At 68.9% G+C, this 24,729-nt stretch carries 24 protein-coding genes and 2 pseudogenes; 11 read left to right on the top strand and 15 right to left on the bottom strand.

The features are described 5' to 3' along the window. Positions 1–371, bottom strand: a pseudogene (locus KVT44_RS53710) (IS5/IS1182 family transposase); the annotation flags it as partial. A gap of 237 nt (positions 372–608) precedes the next feature. On the opposite strand from KVT44_RS53710, the gene KVT44_RS53705 reads away from it, so the two are divergent. Then, positions 609–3,410, top strand: coding sequence for a SpoIIE family protein phosphatase (locus KVT44_RS53705; protein ID WP_217576305.1), 2,802 nt, complete (start codon positions 609–611; stop codon positions 3,408–3,410). A gap of 800 nt (positions 3,411–4,210) precedes the next feature. On the opposite strand, the gene KVT44_RS53700 is transcribed toward KVT44_RS53705, so the two are convergent. From KVT44_RS53700 to KVT44_RS53690, 3 genes are all read right to left on the bottom strand, one after another. Beyond that, positions 4,211–4,771 (bottom strand): CAP domain-containing protein, encoded by a 561-nt coding sequence (locus KVT44_RS53700; RefSeq protein WP_217576303.1) that lies wholly within the window; start codon positions 4,769–4,771, stop codon positions 4,211–4,213. Positions 4,772–5,021: 250 nt separating this feature from the next. Further along, positions 5,022–5,300 carry a histone-like nucleoid-structuring protein Lsr2 gene (locus KVT44_RS61335; protein WP_368857616.1) on the bottom strand — a complete coding sequence of 93 codons (279 nt, stop codon included), beginning with the start codon at positions 5,298–5,300 and terminating at the stop codon, positions 5,022–5,024. 549 nt (positions 5,301–5,849) lie between these two features. Next, positions 5,850–6,794 (bottom strand): helix-turn-helix transcriptional regulator, encoded by a 945-nt coding sequence (locus KVT44_RS53690; RefSeq protein ID WP_217576301.1) that lies wholly within the window; start codon positions 6,792–6,794, stop codon positions 5,850–5,852. 300 nt (positions 6,795–7,094) lie between these two features. On the opposite strand from KVT44_RS53690, the gene KVT44_RS53685 reads away from it, so the two are divergent. Then, positions 7,095–7,691, top strand: coding sequence for a hypothetical protein (locus KVT44_RS53685; RefSeq protein WP_217576299.1), 597 nt, complete (start codon positions 7,095–7,097; stop codon positions 7,689–7,691). 24 nt (positions 7,692–7,715) lie between these two features. Here the strand turns inward: KVT44_RS53685 and KVT44_RS53680 are convergent, their stop codons facing one another. Further along, entirely contained in the window at positions 7,716–7,877 is a 162-nt protein-coding gene (locus KVT44_RS53680) for a hypothetical protein (protein ID WP_217576297.1), read from the bottom strand. Between the two features lie 940 nt (positions 7,878–8,817). Between KVT44_RS53680 and KVT44_RS53675 the strand changes: the two genes are divergently transcribed. Continuing rightward, on the top strand, positions 8,818–9,246 hold the full coding sequence (locus tag KVT44_RS53675; protein ID WP_217576295.1) for a hypothetical protein: 429 nt from the start codon (positions 8,818–8,820) through the stop codon (positions 9,244–9,246). Between the two features lie 56 nt (positions 9,247–9,302). Beyond that, the gene (locus KVT44_RS53670; RefSeq protein WP_217576293.1) at positions 9,303–9,953 is read left to right on the top strand and encodes a lipopolysaccharide assembly protein LapB; all 651 of its coding nucleotides are present in this window, start codon (positions 9,303–9,305) and stop codon (positions 9,951–9,953) included. Positions 9,954–10,205: 252 nt separating this feature from the next. Here the strand turns inward: KVT44_RS53670 and murJ are convergent, their stop codons facing one another. From murJ to KVT44_RS53630, 8 genes are all read right to left on the bottom strand, one after another. Beyond that, the gene (gene murJ, locus KVT44_RS53665; protein ID WP_217576291.1) at positions 10,206–11,885 is read right to left on the bottom strand and encodes a murein biosynthesis integral membrane protein MurJ; all 1,680 of its coding nucleotides are present in this window, start codon (positions 11,883–11,885) and stop codon (positions 10,206–10,208) included. A gap of 93 nt (positions 11,886–11,978) precedes the next feature. Further along, positions 11,979–12,584, bottom strand: a complete 606-nt coding sequence (locus tag KVT44_RS53660; protein ID WP_217576289.1) for a hypothetical protein — start codon at positions 12,582–12,584, stop codon at positions 11,979–11,981. Positions 12,585–12,810: 226 nt separating this feature from the next. Beyond that, positions 12,811–12,987: a hypothetical protein gene (locus KVT44_RS53655; RefSeq protein WP_217576287.1), complete on the bottom strand. Its 177-nt coding sequence runs from the start codon at positions 12,985–12,987 to the stop codon at positions 12,811–12,813. After that, complete coding sequence (locus KVT44_RS53650; protein ID WP_217576285.1) at positions 12,987–13,448, bottom strand: OB-fold nucleic acid binding domain-containing protein; 462 nt, start codon at positions 13,446–13,448, stop codon at positions 12,987–12,989. The genes KVT44_RS53655 and KVT44_RS53650 overlap by 1 nt, the downstream gene beginning before the upstream one ends. Beyond that, positions 13,448–13,831, bottom strand: a complete 384-nt coding sequence (locus KVT44_RS53645) for a histone-like nucleoid-structuring protein Lsr2 (protein WP_217576283.1) — start codon at positions 13,829–13,831, stop codon at positions 13,448–13,450. Before KVT44_RS53645 ends, KVT44_RS53650 begins: the two co-directional genes overlap by 1 nt. Before the next feature lie 448 nt (positions 13,832–14,279). Beyond that, positions 14,280–15,302: an LLM class flavin-dependent oxidoreductase gene (locus KVT44_RS53640; protein WP_217576281.1), complete on the bottom strand. Its 1,023-nt coding sequence runs from the start codon at positions 15,300–15,302 to the stop codon at positions 14,280–14,282. Positions 15,303–15,848: 546 nt separating this feature from the next. Further along, a complete protein-coding gene (locus tag KVT44_RS53635) occupies positions 15,849–16,091 on the bottom strand; it encodes a hypothetical protein (protein WP_217576279.1) in 243 nt (80 codons plus the stop codon). Between the two features lie 235 nt (positions 16,092–16,326). After that, a complete protein-coding gene (locus KVT44_RS53630) occupies positions 16,327–16,713 on the bottom strand; it encodes a metalloregulator ArsR/SmtB family transcription factor (RefSeq protein ID WP_217576276.1) in 387 nt (128 codons plus the stop codon). Positions 16,714–16,808: 95 nt separating this feature from the next. Here KVT44_RS53630 and KVT44_RS53625 point away from each other — a divergent pair, with 95 nt between their 5' ends. Both KVT44_RS53625 and KVT44_RS53620 read left to right on the top strand, forming a co-directional pair. Further along, complete coding sequence (locus tag KVT44_RS53625; protein ID WP_217576274.1) at positions 16,809–18,806, top strand: heavy metal translocating P-type ATPase; 1,998 nt, start codon at positions 16,809–16,811, stop codon at positions 18,804–18,806. After that, positions 18,803–19,216 carry a (2Fe-2S) ferredoxin domain-containing protein gene (locus KVT44_RS53620; RefSeq protein WP_217576272.1) on the top strand — a complete coding sequence of 138 codons (414 nt, stop codon included), beginning with the start codon at positions 18,803–18,805 and terminating at the stop codon, positions 19,214–19,216. The genes KVT44_RS53625 and KVT44_RS53620 overlap by 4 nt, the downstream gene beginning before the upstream one ends. 657 nt (positions 19,217–19,873) lie before the next feature. Here the strand turns inward: KVT44_RS53620 and KVT44_RS53615 are convergent. Together KVT44_RS53615 and KVT44_RS53610 are read right to left on the bottom strand one after the other, a co-directional pair. Beyond that, entirely contained in the window at positions 19,874–20,386 is a 513-nt protein-coding gene (locus KVT44_RS53615; RefSeq protein WP_217576270.1) for a hypothetical protein, read from the bottom strand. 118 nt (positions 20,387–20,504) lie between these two features. After that, positions 20,505–20,966, bottom strand: coding sequence for a hypothetical protein (locus KVT44_RS53610; protein ID WP_217576268.1), 462 nt, complete (start codon positions 20,964–20,966; stop codon positions 20,505–20,507). 330 nt (positions 20,967–21,296) lie between these two features. On the opposite strand from KVT44_RS53610, the gene KVT44_RS53605 reads away from it, so the two are divergent. The 5 genes and pseudogenes from KVT44_RS53605 to KVT44_RS59585 all read left to right on the top strand — a co-directional run. Next, complete coding sequence (locus tag KVT44_RS53605) at positions 21,297–22,103, top strand: DUF6042 family protein (protein ID WP_217576266.1); 807 nt, start codon at positions 21,297–21,299, stop codon at positions 22,101–22,103. 307 nt (positions 22,104–22,410) lie between these two features. Further along, positions 22,411–23,259: a hypothetical protein gene (locus KVT44_RS53600; RefSeq protein ID WP_217576264.1), complete on the top strand. Its 849-nt coding sequence runs from the start codon at positions 22,411–22,413 to the stop codon at positions 23,257–23,259. A 20-nt stretch (positions 23,260–23,279) separates the two neighbouring features. Then, positions 23,280–23,450: a hypothetical protein gene (locus KVT44_RS53595; RefSeq protein WP_217576262.1), complete on the top strand. Its 171-nt coding sequence runs from the start codon at positions 23,280–23,282 to the stop codon at positions 23,448–23,450. A 59-nt stretch (positions 23,451–23,509) separates the two neighbouring features. Beyond that, on the top strand, positions 23,510–23,869 hold the full coding sequence (locus KVT44_RS53590) for a VOC family protein (protein WP_217576260.1): 360 nt from the start codon (positions 23,510–23,512) through the stop codon (positions 23,867–23,869). A gap of 22 nt (positions 23,870–23,891) precedes the next feature. Then, positions 23,892–24,655, top strand: a pseudogene (locus KVT44_RS59585) (IS5 family transposase); the annotation flags it as partial. Positions 24,656–24,729 lie beyond the last annotated feature (74 nt).

Here is a 24,729-nt window from a genome sequence, read left to right as displayed (position 1 = left end):
CGGGTGGGGATGAGGGTGCCGTCGATCAGCACGGCCTCCCCGCCGCGTCTGGCGACCTTGGCCAGGGCGCGGTCCAGGCGCGGTGCCCCGGCCGCCAGCAGGGCGACGACCTCGTCGGTCCAGCGGCGGATCGTCGTGGCCGCGATGCCGTTACCGCCGGCCAGGTCGGCGGCGCGCTGGTCGTGGCGCAGCACGGCCAGGACGATCACGACGATCCGGCCTGCCGGCAGGGACCGCCACCGCGATCTGATTGCCTTCAGGTGCTTGCGCAGCAGGTCGGTGACGTATTGGACAGTTCTCGTGGACAGCGGCAGGGCGCACTGATAGACCAGGGAGACGGCGTCCCCGGCCTGCTGGTTCTTGTTCTTCACACAACTTCAACGAGCACCGGGGACGCCCCTTACGGCCGGCTCTGCCGCCCGCCCAGTTCGCCCCTATATCAGGGTCCGCATCGCTGCGATCGACGGAGAGTACGCCGAGGTGCTGGAGCGGCTGCCATCGTTCTCCCTCGGCCCGCCACCGTCGCCCTGAAGTGCCGAACTCAGTAACGCGGCGTCGCTACGGACGTGATCAGCACGGCTTCCCCGCAGCGGTGTTATCAAGGGTGTATGGAGGTATTTTCTGGGCGTCGTCGGAGCCCGGAACGTCATCCGCTGATCGGACGCTCGCGGCAACACCGGGCTTCCCTGCTGGACCTGCGCAGTGTGGCCGGTCAAGTATTCCTTCTCCAGGTCGTCATCGTGGTCCTGCTGGTCGTGGCCGCGGTGGCGGCCATGGTGCTCCAGACGTCGCGTGACGCGATGCAGCGGGGGCGTCGTGAGTCGGTCGTTGCGGCCCAGTCGTTCGCGAGTGCCCCTGGCACGGCCGAGGCGCTGCGAAGCCGTGATCCGACGGCGGTGCTCCAGCCGCGGGCCGAGGAGGTGCGGAAACGCACGGGCGTGGACTTCGTCGTCGCCATGAACACGCAGGGGATTCGTTACACGTATCCCTATCCGCGCGAGATCGGGAAGAAGTTCGTCGGCACGATCGCACCGGCGCTGAAGGGCCGTACCGTCGTCGAGCAGGCCGGCGGGCCGCCTCTGCCCGTGGGCAAAGGAACCGCCGTGCAGGCGGTGGTCCCGGTGACCGACTCGCGTGGCAAGGTGGTCGGCCTGGTCTCCGCCGGAATCACGGTCAAGAACGTGGCGGCACTGTGGCTTCCGCAGCTGCCGATCATTCTGGGCAGCGGCGCGGCCGCGCTGGCGCTGTCCATGACGGGAACGACGCTAATGGCCCGGCGGCTGAGTCGGCAGACACACGGCCTGGCCCCGGCGGAGCTGGCGCAGCTGTACGAGCACCACGACGCGGTCCTGCACGCGGTGCGGGAAGGAGTGCTGATCATCGGCGGCGACGGACGACTGCTGTTGGCCAACGACGAGACGAGGCGTCTGCTCGACCTGCCGGCGGACGTGCAGGGGCGCCCGGTGCGGGAGCTGGGACTGCCGGAGCCGATCACGCGTCTGCTGTCGTCGCCGGAGGCGGTCACCGATGAGGTGCATCGCGCAGGGGACCGATTGCTGGCGGTGAACAAGCGGCCAACGTACCCGCAGGCCGACCGGGGAGGCAGCGTGGTGACCCTGCGGGACACCACGGAGCTGGCGGCGGTCTCGGGGCGGGCCGAGGTCGCACGGGAGCGACTGAAGCTGCTGTACGAGGCCGGGGTGGGGATTGGCACGACGCTGGACGTGGGGCGTACGGCGCAGGAGCTGGCCGACGTTGCGGCGCCGGAGTTCGCTGACCTGGTGACGGTGGACCTGCTCGACGCGGTACTGCGGGGATGCGAGCCGACGGCGGAGGGCTGGCGGCATCTGCGCCGGGCGGCGATCGGCGGTGAACAGCGGATGATCCCGGTGTATCCGCTGGGCGAAGTGATCACGTTCTCGCGCCGAACGCCGCAAATGCGGACGCTGCAGGAGCGACGGGTCCTGTTGGAGGCGGACCTGCGGCAGGCACACGGCTGGCGGGAGCAGGACCCGGAGCGCGCCCGGAAGGCCCTGGAGTGCGGGTTGCGTTCGCTGGTGACCGTACCGCTGCAGGCGCGGAACGTGCCGCTGGGCGTGGTGAACTTCTACCGGACAGCGGATTCCCCGGCGTTCCAGCCGGAGGATCTCTCCTTCGCGGAGGAACTGGCCGCGCGGGCGGCCCTGGCCATCGACAATGCCCGGAGGTTCACCCGGGAGCACGCGATGGCGGTGACGCTGCAGCGCAGTCTGTTGCCGCGGGCACAGCCGGATCAGGACGCGCTGGAGGTGGCCTGGCGGTATCTGCCCGCGGAGGCGGGGGTGGGCGGGGACTGGTTCGACGTCATCCCGCTTCCGGGCGCTCGGGTGGCTCTGGTCATGGGTGATGTCGTCGGTCACGGGCTGCACGCGGCGGCGACGATGGGCCGGCTGCGCACCGCGGTGCACAACTTCTCCACCCTGGACCTCCCCGTTGACGAGGTGCTCGCGAACCTGGATGACCTCGTCGTCAGCATGGACAACGAGGAGAACGCGAGCGGTGCCGCGGAGGGCCACGAGGGGGAGGGGGTGACCGGAGCGACCTGTCTCTACGCGGTCTACGACCCGGTGTCGGGGGCCTGCACGATGGCCCGTGCGGGACACCCGGAACCGGTGGTGGTGCGTCCGGACGGGACGGTCACCTGTCCTGGCGTCCCGGCTTCGACGCCGCTCGGCCTGGGCGGCTACCCCTTCGAGACCGCCGAGTTCTCCTTGCCGAACGGTTCACAACTGGTGCTGTACACCGACGGCCTGGTGGAGGAGCGCACCCACGACATCGACGTCGGGTTGGAGAGGCTGCGCCAGGCATTGGACGGTTCCGAGCGCCGCACTCCGGAGGAGACGTGTCAGGCGGTGATCGACGCGACGAAGCCGTCACACTCCTCCGACGACATCGCGCTGCTGGTGGCGCGTACCCGGATATTCCCGCCCTCGCGCGTGGTCGAGTGGGACGTGCCGTCGGACCCGGCGGTGGTTCCCTCGGTGCGGGCGCGGTGCAGGGAGACTTTGCGGGAGTGGGGACTGGAGGAGGCCGGATTCGCCACGGAACTGATCCTCAGCGAGCTGATCACGAACGCGATCCGGTACGGATTGCCGCCGGTCAGCGTGCGGCTGCTGCACGGACGCTGTCTGATCTGCGAGGTGTCGGACGGCAGCGGTACCTCGCCGCGCCTACGGCGGGCGGCGACCACGGACGAAGGCGGGCGGGGGCTGTTTCTGGTGGCGCAGTTCGCCCAGCGATGGGGAACGCGGTACACGACCCGCGGCAAGGTCATCTGGGCGGAACAGTTTCTCCACGACGGCACATCCGCCGCCCCGAGCCGGACACCGGTCGACTTTCTTCTCGACCAGTTCGATGATATCGACGCGTGAGCCCGCATGGTCCACGAGCGCCGCGTCCTTTCTGTACACGCGCCGGAGACCTTGCACCCGCGAGCACGACGACGACTGAAGGCGCGAGTTTGATCTGGGCGTTCAGGAACCGCCTCCAGTCCTCTGCTTGTCCAGTGGGACCAGCGGCAACCACCTGTTCGAACCTCGACCAGAAGCGCCACAACGCGTTCCACAGTCGGCTGAAGGAGTTGCGGGCCCAAGCACGTCAGTGAGCGCGGGATGCCCGCCGGCTCGTAGGTCGCCGGATGGGCCGACGGGCCGTTGTCTGGGCCGTCCGAGGCCGCTCGGCGGTGGCCGACAACGACCAATGACATCCGCTCAAGCAACCGTGCTCATCCACACGACCAGGGAAATCCCCAGTTCCCCAAGATCCCCGACAAGCCCCAGCAGTTCCTGCGACTGCTCGGGGACGCCAACTCGCACGGGGAGATCTGGATCGTCACCGACAACCTGTCCAGTCACAACAGCACGGCGGGACGCCGCTGCGGAACAACCGGGAATGCGTCCCGGGCGTGCGCCAGCACGTCCACCACCTGCACCCGCAAGCGCACGGGGCCCGGCTCGGCCGCAGCCGCCCTCGCGACGCCGAGCCCCGCGCCCGACACCGCGGAGGACACGGCGCACAGGCAGGCCATCGCCACACGACACACGGAACCTTCCCCGATGCTCGTCGAAAGAGCCGGGCGGCGATCCCCCGGCCGGCGTCCATTGGGCCGTGCGCCGCTTCGGGGGTCGGCACGCGCGGCCCGCAGCGCGGGGGAACCCCCGCTCGGCTCGGCTCAGGATTTGGAGCAGACGGCGGGCCGGGCGTTCAGGCGGCGGTGGTAGCCCAGGAGGTTCACGTCCCAGAACCTCCTGTCGTAGCCGAGGCCGATCGCCACGACGTCCCGGTTCATCAGGGCCCGGTAGAACCCGTTGTCCGGCCTCGGGTCGGTGGCCATGTCCGCGAAGTACCCGTCGTGGTTGTAGCCGGAGAACATGAACTCGAGGATCGTGTTCGAGTAGATGCTGGCGTCAGCCAGCCGCGCCCGCTGGTCCCTCCCGTCGCTGCCCGTCCCGGTGAGCTTGCCGATGTTGGCCATGTCGATCGCGTGGTTGCGGCTCACGTCACTGGCTCGGTCGGAGATCAGAAGCGGCGGCAGTTCCTGCGCGATCCGCTCCTTGTTGATCTCGCACGTGATGTAGTCGACGTCCGGGTAGTACTGGCGCTGGAACGCAGCGTGCCCGGGCCCGGCCGACGGGACGGACGGGGGCACCGCGGCGGCCCGTGCCGGAGCGAGCGGGCCGAACAGAGCGGCGGCCGTCGCCACCGCAACCGCCGTCATCGCCAAGCGCTTCACGTTGACACCTCTCTCAGAACCCACATCGGTTGACCGGATTGTTGGCAGCAGTGTGCCCCGCCGACCGGCCGACCGCGCCGCCGGCAGCCCGAGGCCCCCCGAACGCACCAACGCCTGAGTGCCCCGCAACGCAAGGGCCGAGGTGATCCCAGAACTCGTGAACATCACCCTTGACGAATCCCGGCGTGCTCCAGAACTCCCGTCGAAGCGCTCCCACTTCCCATTTGGCCATCAGCATCAGCGGGGGAGGTCAGGGACACCGCCGGTTCGGCGAGCCCAGACGAACGCGCGGCCGTCGGGATACCGTTATGGCCCCACCACCCGTGAGTTCGACTCCGAGCCCCCTTCGGAAATCGTGAACCCACGGCCTTCGGCCATCCTTTGGAGCACGGCCACGGGCGGCGTCGTACGCGTCCAGGACGGCCTTCGCCGGGGTGCCCCGGTCGGCGACCTGGTGGCCGTTTGCCCGCGCCCAGGTCCGGATCGCGGCCAGCTCCTCCGAGCTGCGCTTGCCGCCCGGGCCCTGCACAGGTGCCAAGGGGGTGGTGGCGGGGTCCTCCGTAGTGGCGCGGCCGCCGGCCTTCGCCTGACGCAGCTCTGCCTGCGCGGCCTCCAGTTCGGCCTTGGCCTTGGCGACCCGAGCCTCTGCTGCGCTCTGGGCCGCATCGGTGGCGCGGCGTTCGGTCAGGTGGGTGAGGTCGCTGCGGACACGGGCGACTGTTGCGGATGGCGGCGGCGGAGTGGTTCTCCGCCCAGGCGAGCAGGGCTTCCATCTGGTCGGCGTCCGTCGTGCTGGCGGGTGCCGGGACGTCCGTCTCCGGGGTGCCGGTGCTGTCCTCCGAGTCCGCAGAGGTGGCGGGCAGTTCGGCGTGCTGGAGAGCGTCGGCGAGTTCGCTCTCGGACAGTCCGAGGGCTTCGGGGACCTGCTCGGGGCTGTCGCCGTTGTTCAGCATGGAGGCGGCGGTGGCACATCCCGGTCCCCGACGGCTGGGACGACCATCCCTGCTCCTACTTGCTAAGGCCGGTGCGAACCGGATGAGCAGGAGACCTGCCCGCAAGCGCGGAGACTTCGCGGCAATCAAGCGTTGGCATTCGAAACGCTCTCCTGTCGAGCCGAGTTGGGGAGGTTTTGGTACAGAACGTTGCGTGATCGGCGGATGCGATGGAGGAGTCCGGCGCGGTGAAGGATTTGCAGGTGATACGAGACGGTCGCGGGGCTCAGGTGCAGACGTTCGGCGAGTTCGGCGGTGGTGTGGGGTTGGGTGAGTTCGGCCAGCAACCGTGCTCGGGTTGCGCCGATCAACTGGTCCACTCGGGGGAGTGGGGCACGGGAGTCGGGTATCGCTGGATACACGATCAGGGGCGTGCGCGGGTCCGGGGTCCCGGCTGGCTCGCCTGCGCAGAAGACTGCCGTCTTGACGAACGTGCTGGGCACGAAGATGGCGGCGTCGGCTTCGATCCTGATCTGGTGGGTGCCGATGGCCAGGTCCAGGCCGCCGTCGCGCCAAGCCATGTTCGGGGCCAGTTGGTTGATCGTGTGCCTGAGCCCGTGCCGGGCGATCGCGGCGGACCGGGCGGTGATGTCGCCTTCGAGGCGGCCTCGTATACGCGGCCAGTCCGGGGCGAGCACGTGTCGCCAGAACTGCTCGAGCTGGTCTGCTACGCATGCTCGGAGGCCGTCTTCGCCTCGCTCCATGGCCGCCATGAGCAGCGTGGGCGGCTTGCGGGCCTGGTTCCAGGAGTGACCGCTGACGGCCGCGGTCAACTCGTAGCGGATCCGCTCCAGTGACGTGGTGGCGACCTGGTGCAGTTCGGCGTGAACCGGGGGCTGGAAGGAGGCTGGTTCGGGTCGGGGGAAATCGGGTGCGTACCCCCCTGGGCCGCCCCCGGCGACCACGGCCAGCAGCCCCAGCCGCCTGTCGCGTAGGGCTTCGACGGCCCGGGTATGCCACGGCGGTTCGAGCAGGTGGGGGGAGCGGCCCAGCATGAAGAGGAGGTCCGTGGTGGTGTTGAGGGGACTCATCGCGAACCTGATCCGGCTTAATCCGTCCGAACCCAGCTCAATTCGGAGCATTCCCTACCCCCGCCTCAGTCGTCGTCTTCGAATCTCATCGAATCATTCGACGCCGGACATGAGGGCCGCTTTCCTGAGTTCACGGCCGGTCCCGCCACACGGCATCAGGAGCACGACCAGCCCTGGCGAGCGCCGCCACACGACCGGCACGGACTTGTACGGGATCCGTGCTCCGAAGTGGACCAATGATGAGACTCGTCACCGACGCACCAGCACGGCGCGTCGACCGACCTGGGAGGGGAAAAGCCCATGAGGGCCTGGAAGAAGCGCCTGAGCTCGCTCACCGCCGCGGCAGCACTCACCGCGGGCATCAGCATCATCGGGACAGCCACGCCCGCATCCGCCACGTCCTTCGTCTGCAACTGGTGGGGCAGCGCAGACGGCACCAAGTGCGCCCACCAGACCAGCCTGCACACCGGCAACGAATGGCATGGCGGCTCCTCGTTCAACACCGCCGACGAGGTCCTCAAGCTCCAGGGCACCGACGGAAACCTGGTCCTGTACTGTAAGAACAGCGGCTACTCCGTCGCCCTCCAGAAGTACCTGTCCGCCGGGCAGGCCGTCTGGGCGTCCGGATTCCACGACAGCAGCGGCATCAACTACGGCGTCAAGATGGACTTCTGGACCGACGGCAACCTCGCCACCTACATCGCCGACAACACGACCGCCGGCCAGCCGAACTACTCCTACACCTGGGACACCAAGACCTGGCACGGAGCCGACACCTGGGCCGTGGTGCAGGCCGACGGGAACTTCGTCCTGTGGGAGGGCGGTCGGGCCGTGTGGGCCTCCAACACGTACCACGTGTGCCCCGGAACCGAGGACTACTGGAACGGCTACCAGTAAACCCTCCGGCGGCAGCCGAGGGCCCTACCGTGTCTGAACGAGGTCAAAGCCGACGACGGGACCGTCTTCGCCGACCACAAGAACCAGGGCGGCTAGCAGATGTTGACAGCCGAACACGGCGTAGCCGATACACCCGGCCGTCGCGAGGCCGACCGCGCCGATCCCGCCGTACTCGAGGGCCAGCACCGTGGCGTTGGACTCCTGCCAGCAGGAGTAGCCGGTCCCGGCGGCAGCGGACAGGAACGTGACGCGGAAGGTGAGGCGCTGCCACCCGGCCCGGTAAGAGGAGCGGGGACCCGGCCTTCGACCTTCCGCAGGACACGGTTGCCGTGGCGGAAGAACGTGGCGTCGGTCCGCTTGATGCCGTCCATGTCGCGGCCGCCCAGGAACCGGCCACGGCCGCGCCCAGGATCTGGGTGTCGTGGAGGATCTCCGGGGCAAGCAGCGACGCGGCGAGGGCCTCGGCTGCGGCGGGCGAGCGCGGCCACGGCCTGGTCGGTGAGGAAGGCCGTTCGCTGCGTCCAGAAGTCCGCACTGCCGTATGCGGTGGCCAGCATCCGTGTACGCAGACGCGTGAACTGGGTGGTGGTGTCTGTCATGAAGTGGCTCTCCTTCGAGAGGTGATGGTGATGGCGTCGGCACGCCCCATGCCCGCGAGCGGGCCAGGGCAAGGTGTGCGGGGCGGCGAGGGCGGCGCGGTGTTCCTGGCGGTGCGCGACGGCCGTGGGCTCGGCGAGGACCTTGACGTGGTGAGAGTCGCCGACGCCGCCGACTGGGGGAGAGCCGGTAATCGCCCCATGCGCTATTCGCGGCGCGCGAGTCGGCGCCGCGATAGGTGCGCCCAGCTCCAGACGATGAGACAGGCGTGGGGTCTAGGCTCCATCCTCGTGAACGCTGCTGAACTCGACCGCCGAGCCCGCACATACGACGGCTGGATACCTCCTCACCTGGTCTCTTACCTCATCGACCATGGTCATCTCGGCGAAGTCGAACACGAGGCACGTGCCGGCGACTGGTTCTGTGCGCAGGCGTGGGTGCGGATCCTCATCGGCCAGGAGCGGCGGGAGAATGCGCTGGAAGTGCTCACCCCGTACCTTGCGACGGGCTGGTGGAGGGGTGGGGACGGGTGGACGAGGCGATCGAGGTCTTCCGCGCGAACCGGCAGGCCGGCGGCCTGGGGGCGTTGAAGGACTTCGCGCTGCTGCTTGCCCGGCACGGCCGGGGCGATGAGGCGTTCGACCTACTCCTGCCGTACTTCGGGGACTGGTTGCTGGCTGAGGCCCTGGTTGAGGTGAGCGCTGGTCTGGGGCGGGACGAAGAGGTCGCCACGCTGCTCACGGCCCGCGTCGAGACGGGGCGTCAGAGCGGTTGGCCGGACTTTGGTGGCCGGCATACCGAACCCGGCAACGCCCTCGAGCTGCTGGCGACTGTTCGCGAGCGGCAGGGGCGGGTCGACGAGGCGATCGCCTTGCTGCGACGCGGGAGATCACGTCGGTCAACGGCCGAGACCAACTGGCCGATCTGCTGGCCCGGCACGAACGGATCGAGGAGCTGAGCGAGTACGCGGCGACCGAGTCTCTCGGTGACGCCGTTCAATGTCTCGCGGAGTACATGGAGCAACGCGGGGACGTGGCGGGCGCGGTCGAGGCGTACAGGTCGCTGTCTCCGGACCGGTCGCCGAATACGGCGGTGGCGCTCGCACAACTCCTGGCCCGGCACGATCGGGGCAACGAGGGGATCGAGCTACTGCGTACTCTGCCGAGCGCCGCCGGCGGCGGTGACGACTGGGTCGTTGACGCGCTCTGCACGCTGTATGTCGACCAGGGACGTGCCGAGGACGGCTTGGCCCACCTCGACGACCGCAGGACCCGACTCGCCTGCGAGGAGACCGAGTTCTTCCGGCTGCGGACCAAACTGCTGGTCGCCTGCGGTCGCCGGGACCAAGCGATCGAGGAGGCCCAGGCGCGCCCGGAACGGGACGCTTGGTATGAGGCGCAGATCCTCGCGGGTCTGCTTTCTGATGCCGGGCGCCCGGAGGAGGCTGTCGCCATCTTGGACCCGGCCATCCCGGCAAACCGAGGCGTCCTCGCGGTGCATCTCATGACGGCTGGGCGCGTCAAAGACGCCGTGGCCCTGTTCCGCCAACCGCTGGAGCACGTCGAGCCTCTGCTCCGGGCCGACGATGATCCCCCGTTCCAGCCAGCGGCCGAGGTCCGGCGTGGCCGGACAGACAGCTCGGTCTCGTCGGCAGACACTGCATGATTACTCGGGTTGTCCGCCGTGGCCGTTGCGTGCGGCGAGGTAGTCGATCCAGCTCTCGCTTGCCAGTTGGCCCCACCGGCAGGCGGTGGAGGCTGTGACGCCGAACAGGTCGCTCACGCTGAGCGCAGTCGGCCCAGGGGGGTGTCGGATTCCGTGCTTCGTGGTCCGTGATGGAGATCACACATCCAGGGCCCAGGACGAATGGTGCTTCGCCCTGGGCCCTGGATGTGCCTTACGTCTGTTGGTGCCGGGTCAGCCCAGCCCTGGCAGGCTGCGTAGTTCACCAATTCGCAGAAGCCGTGCAAAGAGAAGGAACAGCAGGGCCATCGCGCTACCGCCTGCGGCCAGCGAGATAGCTGGCGTCCAGGAGGCCGGTGTCAGGTTGTGGCTGCAGGAGCGGGCGATGAGCCAGCCAGCAGCCCCGGCGCCGGTGGCTGCCGAGGTCAACTTGGCATAGGTGCGGCAGATGCGTCGGCCGTCGAGCAGGCCCTCGGTACGCTTCCTCAGTCGTAGAGCCGTCATCAGTAGTCCGATGGCGTAGGACAGGGCATAGGCGGCGGCCATCCCGGTGACCGCCCACCGGGGGGACAGCAGAAGATGGCAGGCCACCGCCAAAGCGATGTTGATGCCGCTGACCCACAGCGCCATGCGGAACGGCGTGCGGGTGTCTTCGAAGGCGTAGAAGCCGCGGAGTAGCAGGTACTGGGCGGAGAAGGGGATTAGTCCCAGACCGAAGGCTTGCAGCATGTGGCCTAGAGGGACGGTGTCTGCGGCGTCGGTGGCTCTGTGGGCGAACAGCAGCGGTGCGATCTGCGGGCCGAAGGCGACGAAGAAGAACGCTGCCGGGACGATGATGACGCCGCTGATCCTGAGGGCGCGGGACAGGTCCGCGCGCAGGTCGTCGAGACGATGCTCGGTCACTGCCCGGCTCATCCGCGGGAGGAGCGCGGTGACGAGGGAGACGGTGACAATCGACTGGGGCAGCATCCATATCTGCTGGGCATAGCTGTAGGCGGTGTAGCCGACTCCGTCGCTGGGCAGGGCAGCGTCCGCGGCGGAGGCCAAGCGGGTGACCACGGTGCTTGCCACGAGGTTCGCCAGGACGAACAGCAAGGTCCAGCGGGCCGCGTTCGCGCTCTTGCGCAGGCCGGCGCCCCGCCAGTCGAAGCGCGGTCGCAGCCGGAAGCCGGCCGCGTGGGCGTACGGAACCAGGGCGAGTGCCTGGACGGTCAGGGCGAGAGTAGTTCCGATCCCGAGCAGCCTGACCTGGGCACCGGTGATGTCCGAGACCTTTTCAGGGGCGGTCATCATGCCGAGGTAGAGGCCGAACATCGTGATCAGGACCACGTTGTTCAGGACCGGGGTCCACATCATCGCCCCGAACCGGTTCCGGGCGTTGAGGACCTGCCCGAAGATGCTGAACACGCCGTAGAAGAAGATCTGCGGGAGCAGGAAGCGGGCGAAGACCACGGTCAGCTCGAACGCGTCGTGCGTGGCGGGCGTGTCGTGCTGATAGACGCTGATGATCTCGGGGGCAGCCCATGTAGCCAGCGCGGTGCCGGCCGCGAGGACACACAGCACGAGGGTGACCAGACGCTGTTCGAACGCGGCCCCGCCATCGGGGTCTTCCGCCCGGGCCCGGACCAGTTGGGGGACCAGGACCGAGTTCAGCGCACCGCCGATCAGCAGGAAGTACAAACTGGTGGGCACGGTGTTGGCCTGGTTGTAGGTGGTGGCCAGCAGTCCGGTGCCCAATGCCGCGGCTTGCAGCACTTGCCGGATGAGTCCGGTGGCGCGCGAGACCACCGTCCCGGCGGCCATCAGCGCGGACGACCGCATCATTCCACCGGCGTTGGCCTCCTTGGGGGCAGCATGCCTCCTGCGTCTCGTACTTGACCGCTCTAACTGCTCGGGCGACGTCTCCTCGATCATGGGAACAATCTACGATTCGAAACCTCACCGCCTCGGAGGAACCTCGGGCTCCGGGGGTCCTGCGCCCACCGTCATGGATGCGTGCTCAGATCGTCACGACGGTGATGGTCCATGTGGGGTTACGAGATGCAGCATTCGTGGCTCGTTGCTTGTCTGCGAACGCAGGTGTTCGATCTCGGCTTGCTGAGCAGCGATTCGGCCAATCGCCAGTGTCTTGAACTCGGTGAGTTCGGCGATCGTGGCCTCCTGAGCGGCGAGACGCATCTTGAGGCTTTCGATCACACGTTTGAGTCGCTCGATCTGGGCCGCGCGCGGGTCTGCAATCGTGCCAGCCCGCTGCTGGGCGTCGACGCGGCGCTGGAACTCCCGGGCGAGGTGCTGATAGGGGCCGGGGCGGACCGACCCGTCTGGGGTCTTTCTGGGATAGAAGCCGGTTCGCGGGACTCCGGCCTCTTGAGCGAGGGTCTTGAGATCACAACGCCGGCCGGGGCGAAGCTGCCCGGACAGCACGCGATCCATGGCAGCCCGGATGGCTTGCTCGTTGCGGGCGCGTTCCTCATCGGTGATGCGGCCCATCAGGCGTCTGCTCCTTGGCCGGCGGTCGGCATCAATGAGGACCGGCATGCCCTCAGGGATCAGCGGCTTGGCGCCAAGTCCCCAGGACTGCCAGCTCTCGCTGGAGTAGAAGATCAGGTGCACCCGGCCGAACCTAAGTAAGGGACACGGTCGATCACCAGGCCCAAACCCGTGCCCCTCACCAGGGGCTTTCAGCTAATGCGACCTGACCAATCTGCGCCGACAACGGCGTGCCGGGGTACCACGCCGACGGTGATGCGGGCCCACGGGAGTTCCTTGTCTTGGTAGGCGGTGTGACGGAAGGAGCGCCGTGCCCGCGGGGCGGGCACGGCGCTCGGGGTGTGCAAGGTCAGTGGCCGGGGCTGTCGACGACCGCGAGGAACTGGTCAGTGCGCAGGTCCATGACGACCCGGGCGTCTTGGCCCTGTTCGCGTTGCTGGGCCGCGTATTCGTCTGCGGGCCACGATTCGCGGGGGCCGCCGGCGGGGAAGCGCTCCAGCACCGTGCGCGGTGTCGTGTCGGCCATCAGGACGCTTCCTGTTCGTGCTCGAAGCGGTCGATGACGTCGCTGATGTCGTCGGCGTCGTCGGCTTCGCCGACCCAGGTGCCGGCCTCGGTGAAGACGGGGACCTTGTCGGTGTCCGGGTCGAACACGATGAGGTAGGGGCCCATGCGCTCGATGACGGTGCCCTCCGCGGTGGGGACGGTGGAGAGCCATTCGAGCGCGTCGACTTTGAGCTGGAGGCCTCCGTCGGCGCTGCCGGGGAGGGTCAGCAGACCGGAGACGCGCACCAGGTCGCCGGGCCGGATCTTGTTGAGCAGGGCGTGGGCGATGTGGGGGTCCTTGGCCGTGCAGGGCACGATCGCCTCGTCCTCAAGGTCGTCGGTGGGGGAGGTGACCAGCCGGAAGCGGGCGGTGGTGCCACCGTCGTCAGGCTCGGGAACGGTGTCGAGGTAGCCGTCCAGAGCGAGGGGTACGGCGTTCATCAGCCGGCCTCCGCCAAGTTGGTGGTGCGGTGGGCGGCGTCGTAGGCATCCACCACCGTCTTGCGGATCACCCCGGCGTCGGCAACCTGGTAGCCGTTCGTGCGCGCCCACGTCCGGATCGCGGCCAACTGCTCCTTGCTGCGCTTGGTGTCGGCCGGCGTAGGAACTACAGCGGGGGCCGCGGGACGGCCGCCAGCCTTCACCGCGCGCAGCGTCTTCTGCGCCTGCTCCAGTTCCGCCTTGAGTGTGGCGACGCGCTCTTCGGCCTCACGCTGAGCGTCGTCGGCCTCGCGCCGCGCCGTCAGCTCGTCGAGGTCGCTGCGGATACGGGCAGCCTTGTTGCGGATCACGGCGGCCCGCACGATGTCGCTGGCTGAGTGCAAGACGCTGGCACCCGGGCAAGGGCGCGTGCGCGCGGCTGTCCTGGGTACGCGGGGAGATCAGGGGCCTCCGCCCACCACACAGCACCTTCCGTGCGCTGAGCAATGAACACTGACGGGAGGGCGGGCATGGGACTCGGCCAGTCGGGCTTCAACTGCGGCAGCCCGTAGCCGGGCTTCCTGTGCGGCGTTTCGTGTCTGCAGGATGAGTGCTTGACCTTCCTTGTCTCGAGCCCTTTCGCACATGGTGAACCGGAGGCGGCCTCGGACGACCGGCCGGCCTCGATCGAGGCGGCCGGTGTCCAGCGTTGCCGTGAAGCCGGCACCGTGGCTGCTGTCCGGACGGTCGGTGTGCCCGACCAGGGCGGAGTCCGGGCCCGGGGGCTCGGCCCATCCGTGGGGCCCGACCACCACGGTGCCGAGTCGGCCCCCACGCAGGGCGGCATAACACTCAGCGCCAGCCGAGCTCCGGTGCTACGTGGGTGAGGATGCTCTCCAGTACATGGGCGTTGTAGTCGACACCGAGCTGATTCGGGATGGTCAGCAACAGGGTGTCCGCGGCTTGGATGGCCTCATCTTCCTGGAGTTGCTTCACCAGTACGTCCGGCTCGGCGGCGTACGAGCGTCCGAAGATCGCCCTGGTCGTGTCGTCAATCATGCCGAGCTGGTCCCGCGAGTTGCGGTCGTGGCCGAAGTAGGCCCGGTCCAGGTCGTTGGTCAGGGCAAAGACGCTGCGGCTGACCGACACACGCGGTTCTCGCGCGTGGCCTGCCTCCTTGTACGCCTCGCGGTACGCCTCGATCTGCTTGCGCTGCTGGACGTGCAACGGCTCGCCCGTCTCGTCGTCCTTCAGTGTGGAACTCTGCAGGTTCGTCCCCAGCTTCGCGGCCCAGACGGCGGTCGCATTCGAGCCGGAGCCCCACCAGATCCGCTCGCGCAGCCCCTCGGAGTGCGGCTCGATGCGCAGCAGCCCCGGCGGGTTGGGGAACATCGGTCGCGGGCTCGGCTCCGCGAAGCCCTCGCCCTCGAGCACCTTGAGGAAGGCCTCGGTGTGTCGGCGGGCCATGTCCGTGCCGGTCTCGCCCTCCGCGGGGGTGTAACCGAAGTAACGCCAGCCGTCGATCACCTGTTCCGGTGATCCGCGGCTGATGCCGAGTTGCAGTCGTCCGCCGGAGATGAGGTCGGCAGCGCCGGCATCCTCGGCCATGTACAGCGGGTTCTCATAGCGCATGTCGATCACGCCGGTGCCGATCTCGATCTTCGAGGTCCGTGCACCGATGGCCGAGAGCAGTGGGAACGGGCTGGCCGCCTGCCGCGCGAAGTGGTGCACCCGGAAGTACGCACCGTCCACGCCGAGCTCCTCCGCAGCGACCGCCAGGTCGATGGACTGGTGCAGGAAGTCGGCCGCGGACCGGGTCTTGGAGTGCGCACTCGGCGACCAGTGGCCGAACGAGAGGAAACCTATCTTCTTCACGCCAGGTCAAAGCGTCCGGCGGCCGCATTTGATTCCCGCGTTGGCACGGTGCGACCAGGCCGAACGGCCGGTGACCTCCACCAGATCTGCGGCTACGGGCAGGCTTGCAACGCCGAAAGCGAGTTCTGGCTGGCGTGGGACGAAGGGGCGCTGCGGGAGATCCGCCACGGCGCTGGCTGCCCGGCCTGTACGCCAGCGGTGGAGACATACGGGGAGTCGGAACCGTGTCTCCTTGCTGACGGCCATCCCGGACGGCACTCGTTCGACCTCGCTCGGTCCGGGCCGGCGGAGTCGGGGTGGACAGTGGGTCATCTGCGGCGGGCGATGGCCGGGCTGGGAGATGACGCGCCGTTGCGTATCGGTGTCGGTGACCGTCGTGTCTTTGACGGCGGCGTGCAGGCGGTGATCACCGGGGCGACGGTGGGCCATTGATGGGCCGAGCGGCCCGTCGGCGTCGATGGAACGCCGCCCGCGCTCGACGTCGAACCCAAGTACGAGGCCCTTACCCTCCTGTTGAACCTGGACGTCGAAGACCAAGACCGCCCTTCATGAGCTTGTCCTCTGCAGCGAACTCGCGCCGGGAGATGGGGCTTGGATGCTGTTTAGGGGCTGCCCGAAGGTGATCTTTTCGTCGGTAGGGCCGTAGTCGAGGGCCTTGAGCAGGGCGTTCCAGCGTTCCGGCTGGGTGCCGCACTGGGCGAGCAGGTGGGGCAGGGCGAGGGTGGGTTCGGTGCAGGTGAGGACTTCGCGTGCGGGCAGTTGGCGCAGGTGGCCGTTGGCGTGCGCCAAGTGCCCAAGGCCCAGTTCCGTCCCCTCCTGTCCACGGTCGTGCAGGGCTGTACGAGATGCCGAAGGGGCGGTCTACAGCTGGCGAAGTGAGGTGAGCGGGAGCCGCCGCCACAGCGGGTGAGGTAGTGCGCAGTGGATTGTGGCGACGGAGGCGGCGGGGCCGCGTCGTCGGTGTCCGGTTGGGAGCCGACCAGCAGGACGTTCTGAACGTATCCGTCAGCGGCCGGGGGGATGGTCAGGGCGCGGCGGCCGCCATGTCGGTGTCGGCGGGGGTGTCGTGCAGGCCGAGTCGCAGGTGTTCCACGTGGTAGAGGGCTTGTTCGAGGAGTTCGGCGACGTGGTTGTCGTACAGGCTGTAGATGATGGAGCGGCCCCGGCGTTCGCCGGTGACCAGGCCGAGGTTGCGTAGCAGGCGCAGCTGGTGGGAGCAGGCGGACTGTTCCATGCCTACTGCGTCAGCGAGTTCACCGGCCGCGCACGGCCCCTCCTGGAGGCGGGCGAGGATGTACAGCCTCGACGGCGTCGCCAGCGCCTGGAGTGTGGAGGCGACATCGGTGGCCCCCGCGGCATCCAGGCGTTCGCGGGGGGTGGCAGCGGCTTTGTCATCGACTCCATGGCCCATGACGCCATCTTACCAATGACAGATGAAGAACTATTCATTCATTCCTGTATGGTGGTGGTATTGCAGCCCCCACGCCCGTGAAGGGTCTATTTGTCATGTCTTCTGCCCTTATCGAACGCCCGGCCCCGCCTTCCGCCGCTTCGGCGCGCGACACCGCCCCGAAGCGGCGCACCCGTGTGTTCGCGCTGGCCGAGGCCCGCTGGGCCACAGCTGCACTGGTGCTGTTCCTGGTCGCGCTGCCGCTCCAGCTGACCGGCACCCCGGCCTGGACATGGGGACCGCTCTACGCGCTCACCTACATCACCGGTGGCTGGGAGCCGGGCTGGGAGGGTCTGAAGGCACTCAAGGACAAGACGCTGGACGTGGACCTGTTGATGGTCGTCGCCGCGATCGGTGCGGCGTCCATCGGGCAGGTGATGGACGGCGCGCTGCTGATCGTCATCTTCGCGACCTCCGGGGCCCTGGAGGCGCTGGCCACGGCCCGCACTCAGGACGCGGTCCGCGGCCTCCTCGACCTCGCCCCGACCACCGCCACCCGCCTGGGAGACGACGGCCGGGAGGAGACCGTCGTCACTGCCGACCTGGCCGTCGGGGACACCATCCTTGTCCGCCCCGGCGAGAGGATCGGCGCCGACGGCCGCGTGCTGGACGGGACCAGCGAAGTCGACCAGGCCACCATCACCGGTGAGCCCCTGCCGGTCGCCAAGGAGACCGGCGACGAGGTGTTCGCCGCCACCCTGAACGGCACCGGCGCGCTACGGGTCAAGGTCGAGCGGGACGCATCCGACTCCGTGATCGCCCGAATCGTGGCCATGGTCGAGGAAGCCTCTGAGACCAAGGCCCCCACTCAGCTGTTCATCGACAAGGTCGAACAGCGGTACTCCCTGGGCATGGTCGCCGCCACCCTGGCCGTCTTCGCGATCCCGCTGGGTTTCGGCGCCGACCTGACCAGTTCGCTGCTGCGCGCCATGACCTTCATGATCGTCGCCTCGCCGTGCGCGGTGGTCCTGGCCACCATGCCGCCACTGCTGTCCGCCATCGCCAACGCCGGACGTCACGGCGTCCTGGTCAAGTCCGCCGTCGTCATGGAACGCCTTGGCCAGATCGACTCAGTCGCCCTCGACAAGACCGGCACCCTCACCGAAGGCACCCCCCGTGTCACCGACATCCGCCCCCTGACCGGCAGCAACCTCGACGAGGACAGCCTGCTTGCCCTGGCGGCTGCGGCCGAGCACCCCAGCGAGCACCCCCTTGCGCGCGCCATCGTTGACGCCGCCCGCACACGCGGGCTCGGCATCCCGGAGATGCGGGACTTCAACTCCGCACCCGGCATCGGCGTGACCGCCACCATCAACGGGGCCGCGATCGCGGTCGGCGCCCCGGCCCGACTCCTCAACGGCGCCGCCGACCCGCGCTCGGCCAGGACGGCGGCCATTGCCGAGGAGCTGGAGAACGGCGGCCGCACCGCCGTCCTCGTCGAACGCGACGGCACCCCGGTCGGGATCCTCGGCATCGCCGACCGGCTCCGCCCGGACGCCGCCGGCACCGTCACCGCCCTCAAGGCGCTGACCGGCAGTTCCCCGATGCTGGTGACCGGCGACAACCCGCGTGCCGCGGCACGCCTCGCGGCCGAGGTCGGCATGGTGGCCGACGACGTTCATGCCGGGCTCCTGCCGCAGGACAAGGTCGAGGCGGTGCGCCGCCTGGAGGCCCGTGGCCGCAAGGTGCTGGTCATCGGCGACGGGGTGAACGACGCCCCGGCGCTGGCCGCCGCCCACACCGGCATCGCCATGGGCCGTGCCGGATCCGACCTCGCCCTGGAGACTGCCGACGCGGTCATCGTGCGCGACGAGCTCTCCACCGTCCCCAAGGTCGTAGCACTGTCCCGCGCGGCCCGGCGCCTGGTGGTTCAGAACCTGGTCATCGCCGGTGTGTTCATGACCGGCCTGGTCATCTGGGACCTTGTCGCCACTCTGCCGCTGCCGCTCGGCGTCCTCGGCCACGAAGGCTCCACCGTCATCGTCGGCCTCAACGGCCTGCGCCTGCTGCGTGATGCGGCCTGGAAGCGCGCCGGCACCGAGGCCGTCCAGTGAGCAAGCGCACCCGGCGCGCTGCCCGCACGGCGCAGGCAGGGGCAGGCCGGCCCACGGTCACCGTGTGCCGAGGCTGCTGCTGCGGCACACCGGCCAAAGTTCCGCGCTTGGACCACGAAGCCCAGCTCACCGACCTGCGCACCTCGCTGGCCGGTGTCGCCATGGTCCGGCGTACCGACTGCCTCGACGCCTGCGAGCGCGCCAACGTCATCGTCATCCAGCCCTCCGCCGAAGGCCGCAAAGCGGGCGGCCGGCCCGTCTGGCTCGGCCAGGTCAACGATCCCGACGACGCTGCCGACATCACCGCCTGGGTCAAGAACGGCGGCCCCGGTCTCGCCGAGCCGCCGGACATCCTCGACCTCTACGCCTTCCAGCCCTCGCGTCGCGTCCGGCACGAACTCGAGGGCTGATTCCCCAGCTGAGGGCATCCGACCCGGCACGAGCTGGTGCCCCGTGCCCGCGCTACCTGTACCTCATCATCCGCTCCTCAACAGGCGTGGCGAACTTGGGATGAGAAATCGGGTCTGCAGGCAGACCCTGCGCGGACCAGGGGTATGGCCACTGCGACAGCTGGGCTCCTGAGCACGGCTCACGGGATCCGATTGGATCGTGGCTGTGTCGGCAATGCTCTGACCGGGGAGCTGGGCTGCGACGGTGCACTGCGCAGTCGCCGGTTGTGCGAGGCCAGTTGGTTGACCGCGCGGACGAGGTGGTCGACGTCGGTCCGCAGCTGCGCCGGCTCTGTGGCGTCCTTAGCGCGGAGTTCTTTCAGTTTGGCGGTCTGCTTGCGCAGGCGGATCTCGGAGTCCGGGTTCTGTCCGCGGGCTTTGACCTGCGCGTAGAAGTCGTTCTTGAGGTCGGGGTGGCGCTGGGTGAGCGCGTTGCGGGGTACGCCGGCTTCCTCGGCCAGGGGCCCCGGCCAGCGCCTGTCCCCGCGGCGTCACCGTCGAGTTCGTCATCCGCAGCGCCCGCGGTTGTGACCTCCGGCACGGTGCGCCTGTAGGCCGACGGCCGGCCACTCGCGGCCGGTTGGTCATGGCTCCTGGGCCAGCACCCGGGGCGTTTGGTCAAACCCAGAAGGGCCCGCCGCGCTCGGACAGGGCGGTGGGCGTGGGGGAGGTCTTGACGATGGCTTGCCGCCACTGGACGCGGCTGGCGAACTGCTCCTGGTCGAGGCCGTTCGGGTGGTGTTCCCACTGGGCAAGGTGCTCGGCGACGGCGGCGAGGGTGACGGCGTCCCTCGCCTCCATACCGGGCATTGCGATCCGGAGGGCGTCCACCGCGGCGAGGGCCGGGTGGAAGCTGAGCAGCATCGCGGGGTCGTTGGCGTCGATTCCCGTGTGCTGTGCGGCGATCGCCTCCCGCAGATGCGCATCCCCCGTCTCAGCCGGCACTCGTGACAGCACCTCGCTGAGAACCTGGGCCTCGGCGGTGTTCAGCGGAATGGTGGTGCTGCCGCTGAACACGTGGTGGAAGACGCGCAGGAGGACATCCGTCAACCGTGGCTTGACGCGCCGGTTGAACAGGCAGTGCGCGCACAGCCAGGCCATGGCGACGAACGGCTGGCGTGGACGGGGCATCCGGCCGATGATCTCCCCGGCCGCCACGGGGGCGGCGCACAGGCTGCAGGACGAATCCGCTGGGCCGGCTTGGTGTGGATCGGTGCGGGGAGACCGCCGGGCTCGACGGGCTGCGGAGTCACGTACGCGGAGTGGGTTCTCCAGCCAGGCTGCCGCTTGGAGGATGGCGTCGCGCAGTTGCTCGTCGTAGCTCGTCGGTGGCCTGGGCGCGGCTGGGTGCGTCCATCCAGTCGTTGAGGCGCAGCTGTACCAGCGGGATGGCCGTGTGGAGCGCTTTCACGAGTGGGCCCACGTAGGTGGTGAGGAGGTTGCGCAGCTCGGCGCCGTGCAGCTGGTCGAGGTCGGCGCGGGAGATGGCAGGTCGGCCGGCGGGCATCGAGGCGGGGTCCGCAAGCCACTGCTCGACGTGAGTGAGGGCGGCCCCGAGCTGGACGAGGGAGATTCCCTTTCTCGTCTTCACGCCGATTGAGTCGTTGGCGAGGGTGTTGACCGTGCGTCCGTGCCGGCCGGTGGCGGAGACGAGTTGTTCGACTCGCCAGTTGAGCCGCTGGCGGGCCTGGTTCTCGGACAGGAGCGTCACCGGCTCGCAGACCCGGCACGGGATGTCCGGCGCGCTCGCCGGCTGCTCGCCGGAAACCCAGCCCGTCCGTCGGGCGGGATCCTGCTCGACGCGATGTGCGCGTGGCGCGTGTCGTCCGGCGGTTCGTGCCGTGACCGGCATGGCGGCGCTGGCGTCGGTACCCGGTCGGCCGAGCCTTCAGTGACCGGGGCTTTGCCCCCGCGTTGTCCAGCCGTGGCGGGCGCCCGCTTCATCCGTCTCGGCCGTCCTCGGGCGAGCGAAGAGCGAATCACGCCGTTGGCACCGCCATGATCCGAGCCACTGACCGAGAAGCCGCGGAGGGAAGCCAGCATGACGACGGTGCCTTTGACGGACTGGTCGCAGGACCACCGGGAGCAGCACTTCCACAGCGTGGTCGGCGGCGGCTGGCTTCGTATGCCCCCGCCGATGCTGGGGCTGCTGCTGATGGGCCTGACCAGCAGAGGGAAGCCCCTGACGCGGGAGGAACTGCGTCCCTTCGTGCGGAACAGCGTCAACCCCTCTGGTGACTGGCAGGCCTCCTGCTGGGAGGACGACGAAGAGCGCGATGCGGAGGAACTGGCGGATCTGCAGGAGGCGCAGGCTACCTCTGCCCGCTATGCAGCCCACTACGGGCTGCCGCCGTTGTTCACGCTCACTGACATGCTGGCTCTCATGATCGCCTCCGGGCTCGTGTACGAAATCCCCGGTGCGGACGGTCAGCTCCGTCTGCACCCGGCGTTTCCGCTGCCAGGTCCTCACAAGGTCTTTCCCCTGGACGGCGAGGAGTTGGCCGCGCAGGAGTCGCTGCGCCGCCACAATGCCTACGGAGGCGACGCCTCCCGGATCATCGCCCTGTTCGATCCGATGGGCGCGCGACGCCAGGAGATCACGACGAGTCTCGACCGCCTGGCGCGGGTGATCGACGGCCACCCTCACGACGCCCGCGAAGCGGTCCGTCTCCTTCTGGAGGCACAGGACTTCACAACCGCCACGGACATCTCCGTGATCCCCTCGCACAAGGTCTTCCGGCTGCGCTGCGACTGGGACGAGTTCGACGCGCACCGCATGCACGTCCGACGCGGGAGGGAAGGACGGATCGCGGTCACTGTCCCTGCTGACTGGCATGGCAGCGACTGAGAGAGCACAGACCCGAGGACCAGTTCTGACCCTGGAAGATCCCGCTCGCCGAACTCGCCCGCGAACGCGTCATCGCCGTCCGGCGTTACGTGCAGTGCCCGCAGCCAACGACGCTGTCGGCACCCGGTTGGCCGACCCGCGGTAACCCCTGCGTTCCGCACACGTTGTCCCACTGCGCGCCAGGTGGGCGCGCACCCCATCGGAGCGACGGAGTGCACCTGAGCCCGCCCTGTGTGGCAGCCGCCCCGGGGCGCAGGAGGCGGGACATGATGGAGGTACGGGTGCTTTCCGCGAGGAGGAGTACGGCATGGCCGGGTCGGGCTCTGGCGGTACCGAGGACGTGGCGGGCGGCAAGTCGCGGTTCGACGACATCTACGACCGGCCCGACCCTCGCGCATACTTCAGGCGGCTGGCCCCGCTGGGGTACGAGATCCCGCACCACGCCCAGCCGGTCTTCCGGCAGGCCGCCGCCGAACGGGCCGCACTCGATGCGGATGACGCCTGCCCCCACGGGCCGGCGGTGCTGGACGTGTGCTGCTCGTACGGGATCAACGCCGCGCTGCTCAACCACGACGTCACGCTGGCGGAGATGTACGAGCGCTACACATCCCCTGCCCACCAGACGATGTCGACGGCGGAACTCGCGGCACGCGACAAGGAGTTCTATGCCAAGCGGCGCCGACCGGACGCAGTGCCCGTGTTCGGCCTGGACGTCTCGGCCCCCGCCGTGCACTACGCGCTTGAGGTGGGGCTCCTGGACGCCGCCTTCACCGACGACCTGGAACACGGCTCACCCAGCCCCGAGCTGAACCGCGCGCTCGCCGAGGTCGGCCTCATCACGCTGACGGGTGGCGGCAGCTATATCACCGCCCGAACGTTCACGGCACTGCTGGACGGCGCCCGGAGACCGGTATGGGCCAGCGCGTTCGTGCTGCGGACGGTGTCGTACCACCCGGTCGTCCAGACATTCGCCGCGCACGGTCTGCGCACCACCCTCGATGAATCCCGCACCTATCCGCAACGCCTCTTCACCGATGAGCGGGAACGGCAGTACGCGATCGCGGCGGTACGGGCGCTGGGCGGCGACCCTGCGGGTCGCGAGGAGAGCGGCCGTTTCCACAGCCTGCACTACGAGTCCCGACCCGATACACCGTGACAACCGGGGTGAGAGGGGTCATGGCTGAAGGCCGTGTCATGGCCGTCATCGGCCGAGGTGGTCATGAGAAGATGCACGCCGGGCAGGCGTACGAACTCAGCGGCCCGCGGCTGATGTCGTTCGCCGACGCCGTAGCCGACATCGCCTACGGCACCAGCCGCGACATCCGCTACATCCCGCTGAACACCTAGGGCGCTTCTTTTGGATCATCTGGCTACCCGGATGTGGATGCGACGCTAGCCTCGGGCCCATGGGACTTGAATGGGAACAGCTCGTCATCGACGCCGCCGACCCGGTAGCCCTGGGCCGCTGGTGGCGCGAGGCGCTCGGCTGGACCGTGGTGAACGATTCGCCCGAGGAGTACGAGATCAGGCCGGAGCCCGACCGGCTGCCCGGCCTGCTCTTCGGGCCCGCTCCGGAGGGAAAGACCGTCAAGAACCGCCTCCACCTGGACTTCCGTCCCGACGACCGGGACGCGGAGGTCGAGCGCTTCCTGGCCCTCGGCGCCCGCCACGCGGACGTCGGGCAGCGGGGGGACGAGCCGTGGGTGGTGCTTGCGGACCCTGAGGGGAATGAGTTCTGCGTGCTGGGGGAGCGGTCTGGGGGCTAGGCAGTTTCATTTGGATCATCCGATCGTTGGTCCGGGTGTGTCGTTGACTGACGCGCAGTGGGCGCGGATCGAGCCGTTACTCCCGGACCGGGCACCCAAGCGAGGTGGCCGGTGGCGAGACCACCGACAGGTGATCGACGCGATCGCCTTCAAGTTCCAGACGGGAACGCAGTGGGTCCACCTGCCGGAGAGGTACGGCAACTGGCGGGGCGTCTACAACCGGCTGCGGATGTGGGCCGTAGACGGCACGTGGGAGCGGGTCTTCACCGCTCTGATGGCTCAGGCTGACACCGACGAGGACATCAACTGGGCGGTCTCGGTGGACTCCACGATCGTGTGCGCCCACCAGCACGCGGCCGGGGCCCGCAAAAAGGGGCCCCGGCCGACGAACCGGCAGACCACGCCATCGGCCGGTCCCGCGGCGGACTGACCACGAAGATCGACCTCGCCGCCGACGGCCGCTGCCGGCTGTTGGCATTCGTTCTCACCGCCGGACAGGCCGGCGATGCGCCCGCCTTCGCTGACGTCATGGCCCGCCTGCGCGTTCCCCGACGACGTGGACGGCCCCGCACCAGGCCGGACATGGTGCTGGCCGACAAGGCGTACTCCTCGCGCGCGATCCGTGGCCACCTGCGCAAACGCGGTATTCGCGCGGTCATTCCCGTTCCGGCGGACCAGCGCGGTCACCGACTGCGTCGCGGCAGCCAGGGCGGCAGGCCGCCCACCTTCGACCGAGAGGCATACAAACAGCGCAACACCATCGAGCGGTGCATCAACCGCCTCAAGGTGCGACACGAAGTCGCACACGTTAAGTGGGAAAGCCACGAAGGGAGCGAAAGCGTGCTGACCCCGGATTAGTG

The sequence above is a fragment of the Streptomyces sp. GbtcB7 genome (assembly GCF_019091445.1).
In the GTDB taxonomy this organism is placed as follows: domain Bacteria; phylum Actinomycetota; class Actinomycetes; order Streptomycetales; family Streptomycetaceae; genus Streptomyces; species Streptomyces mirabilis.
Note: the sequence above shows the minus strand (reverse complement) of the source record. Positions and strands in the feature narration are given on the sequence as shown.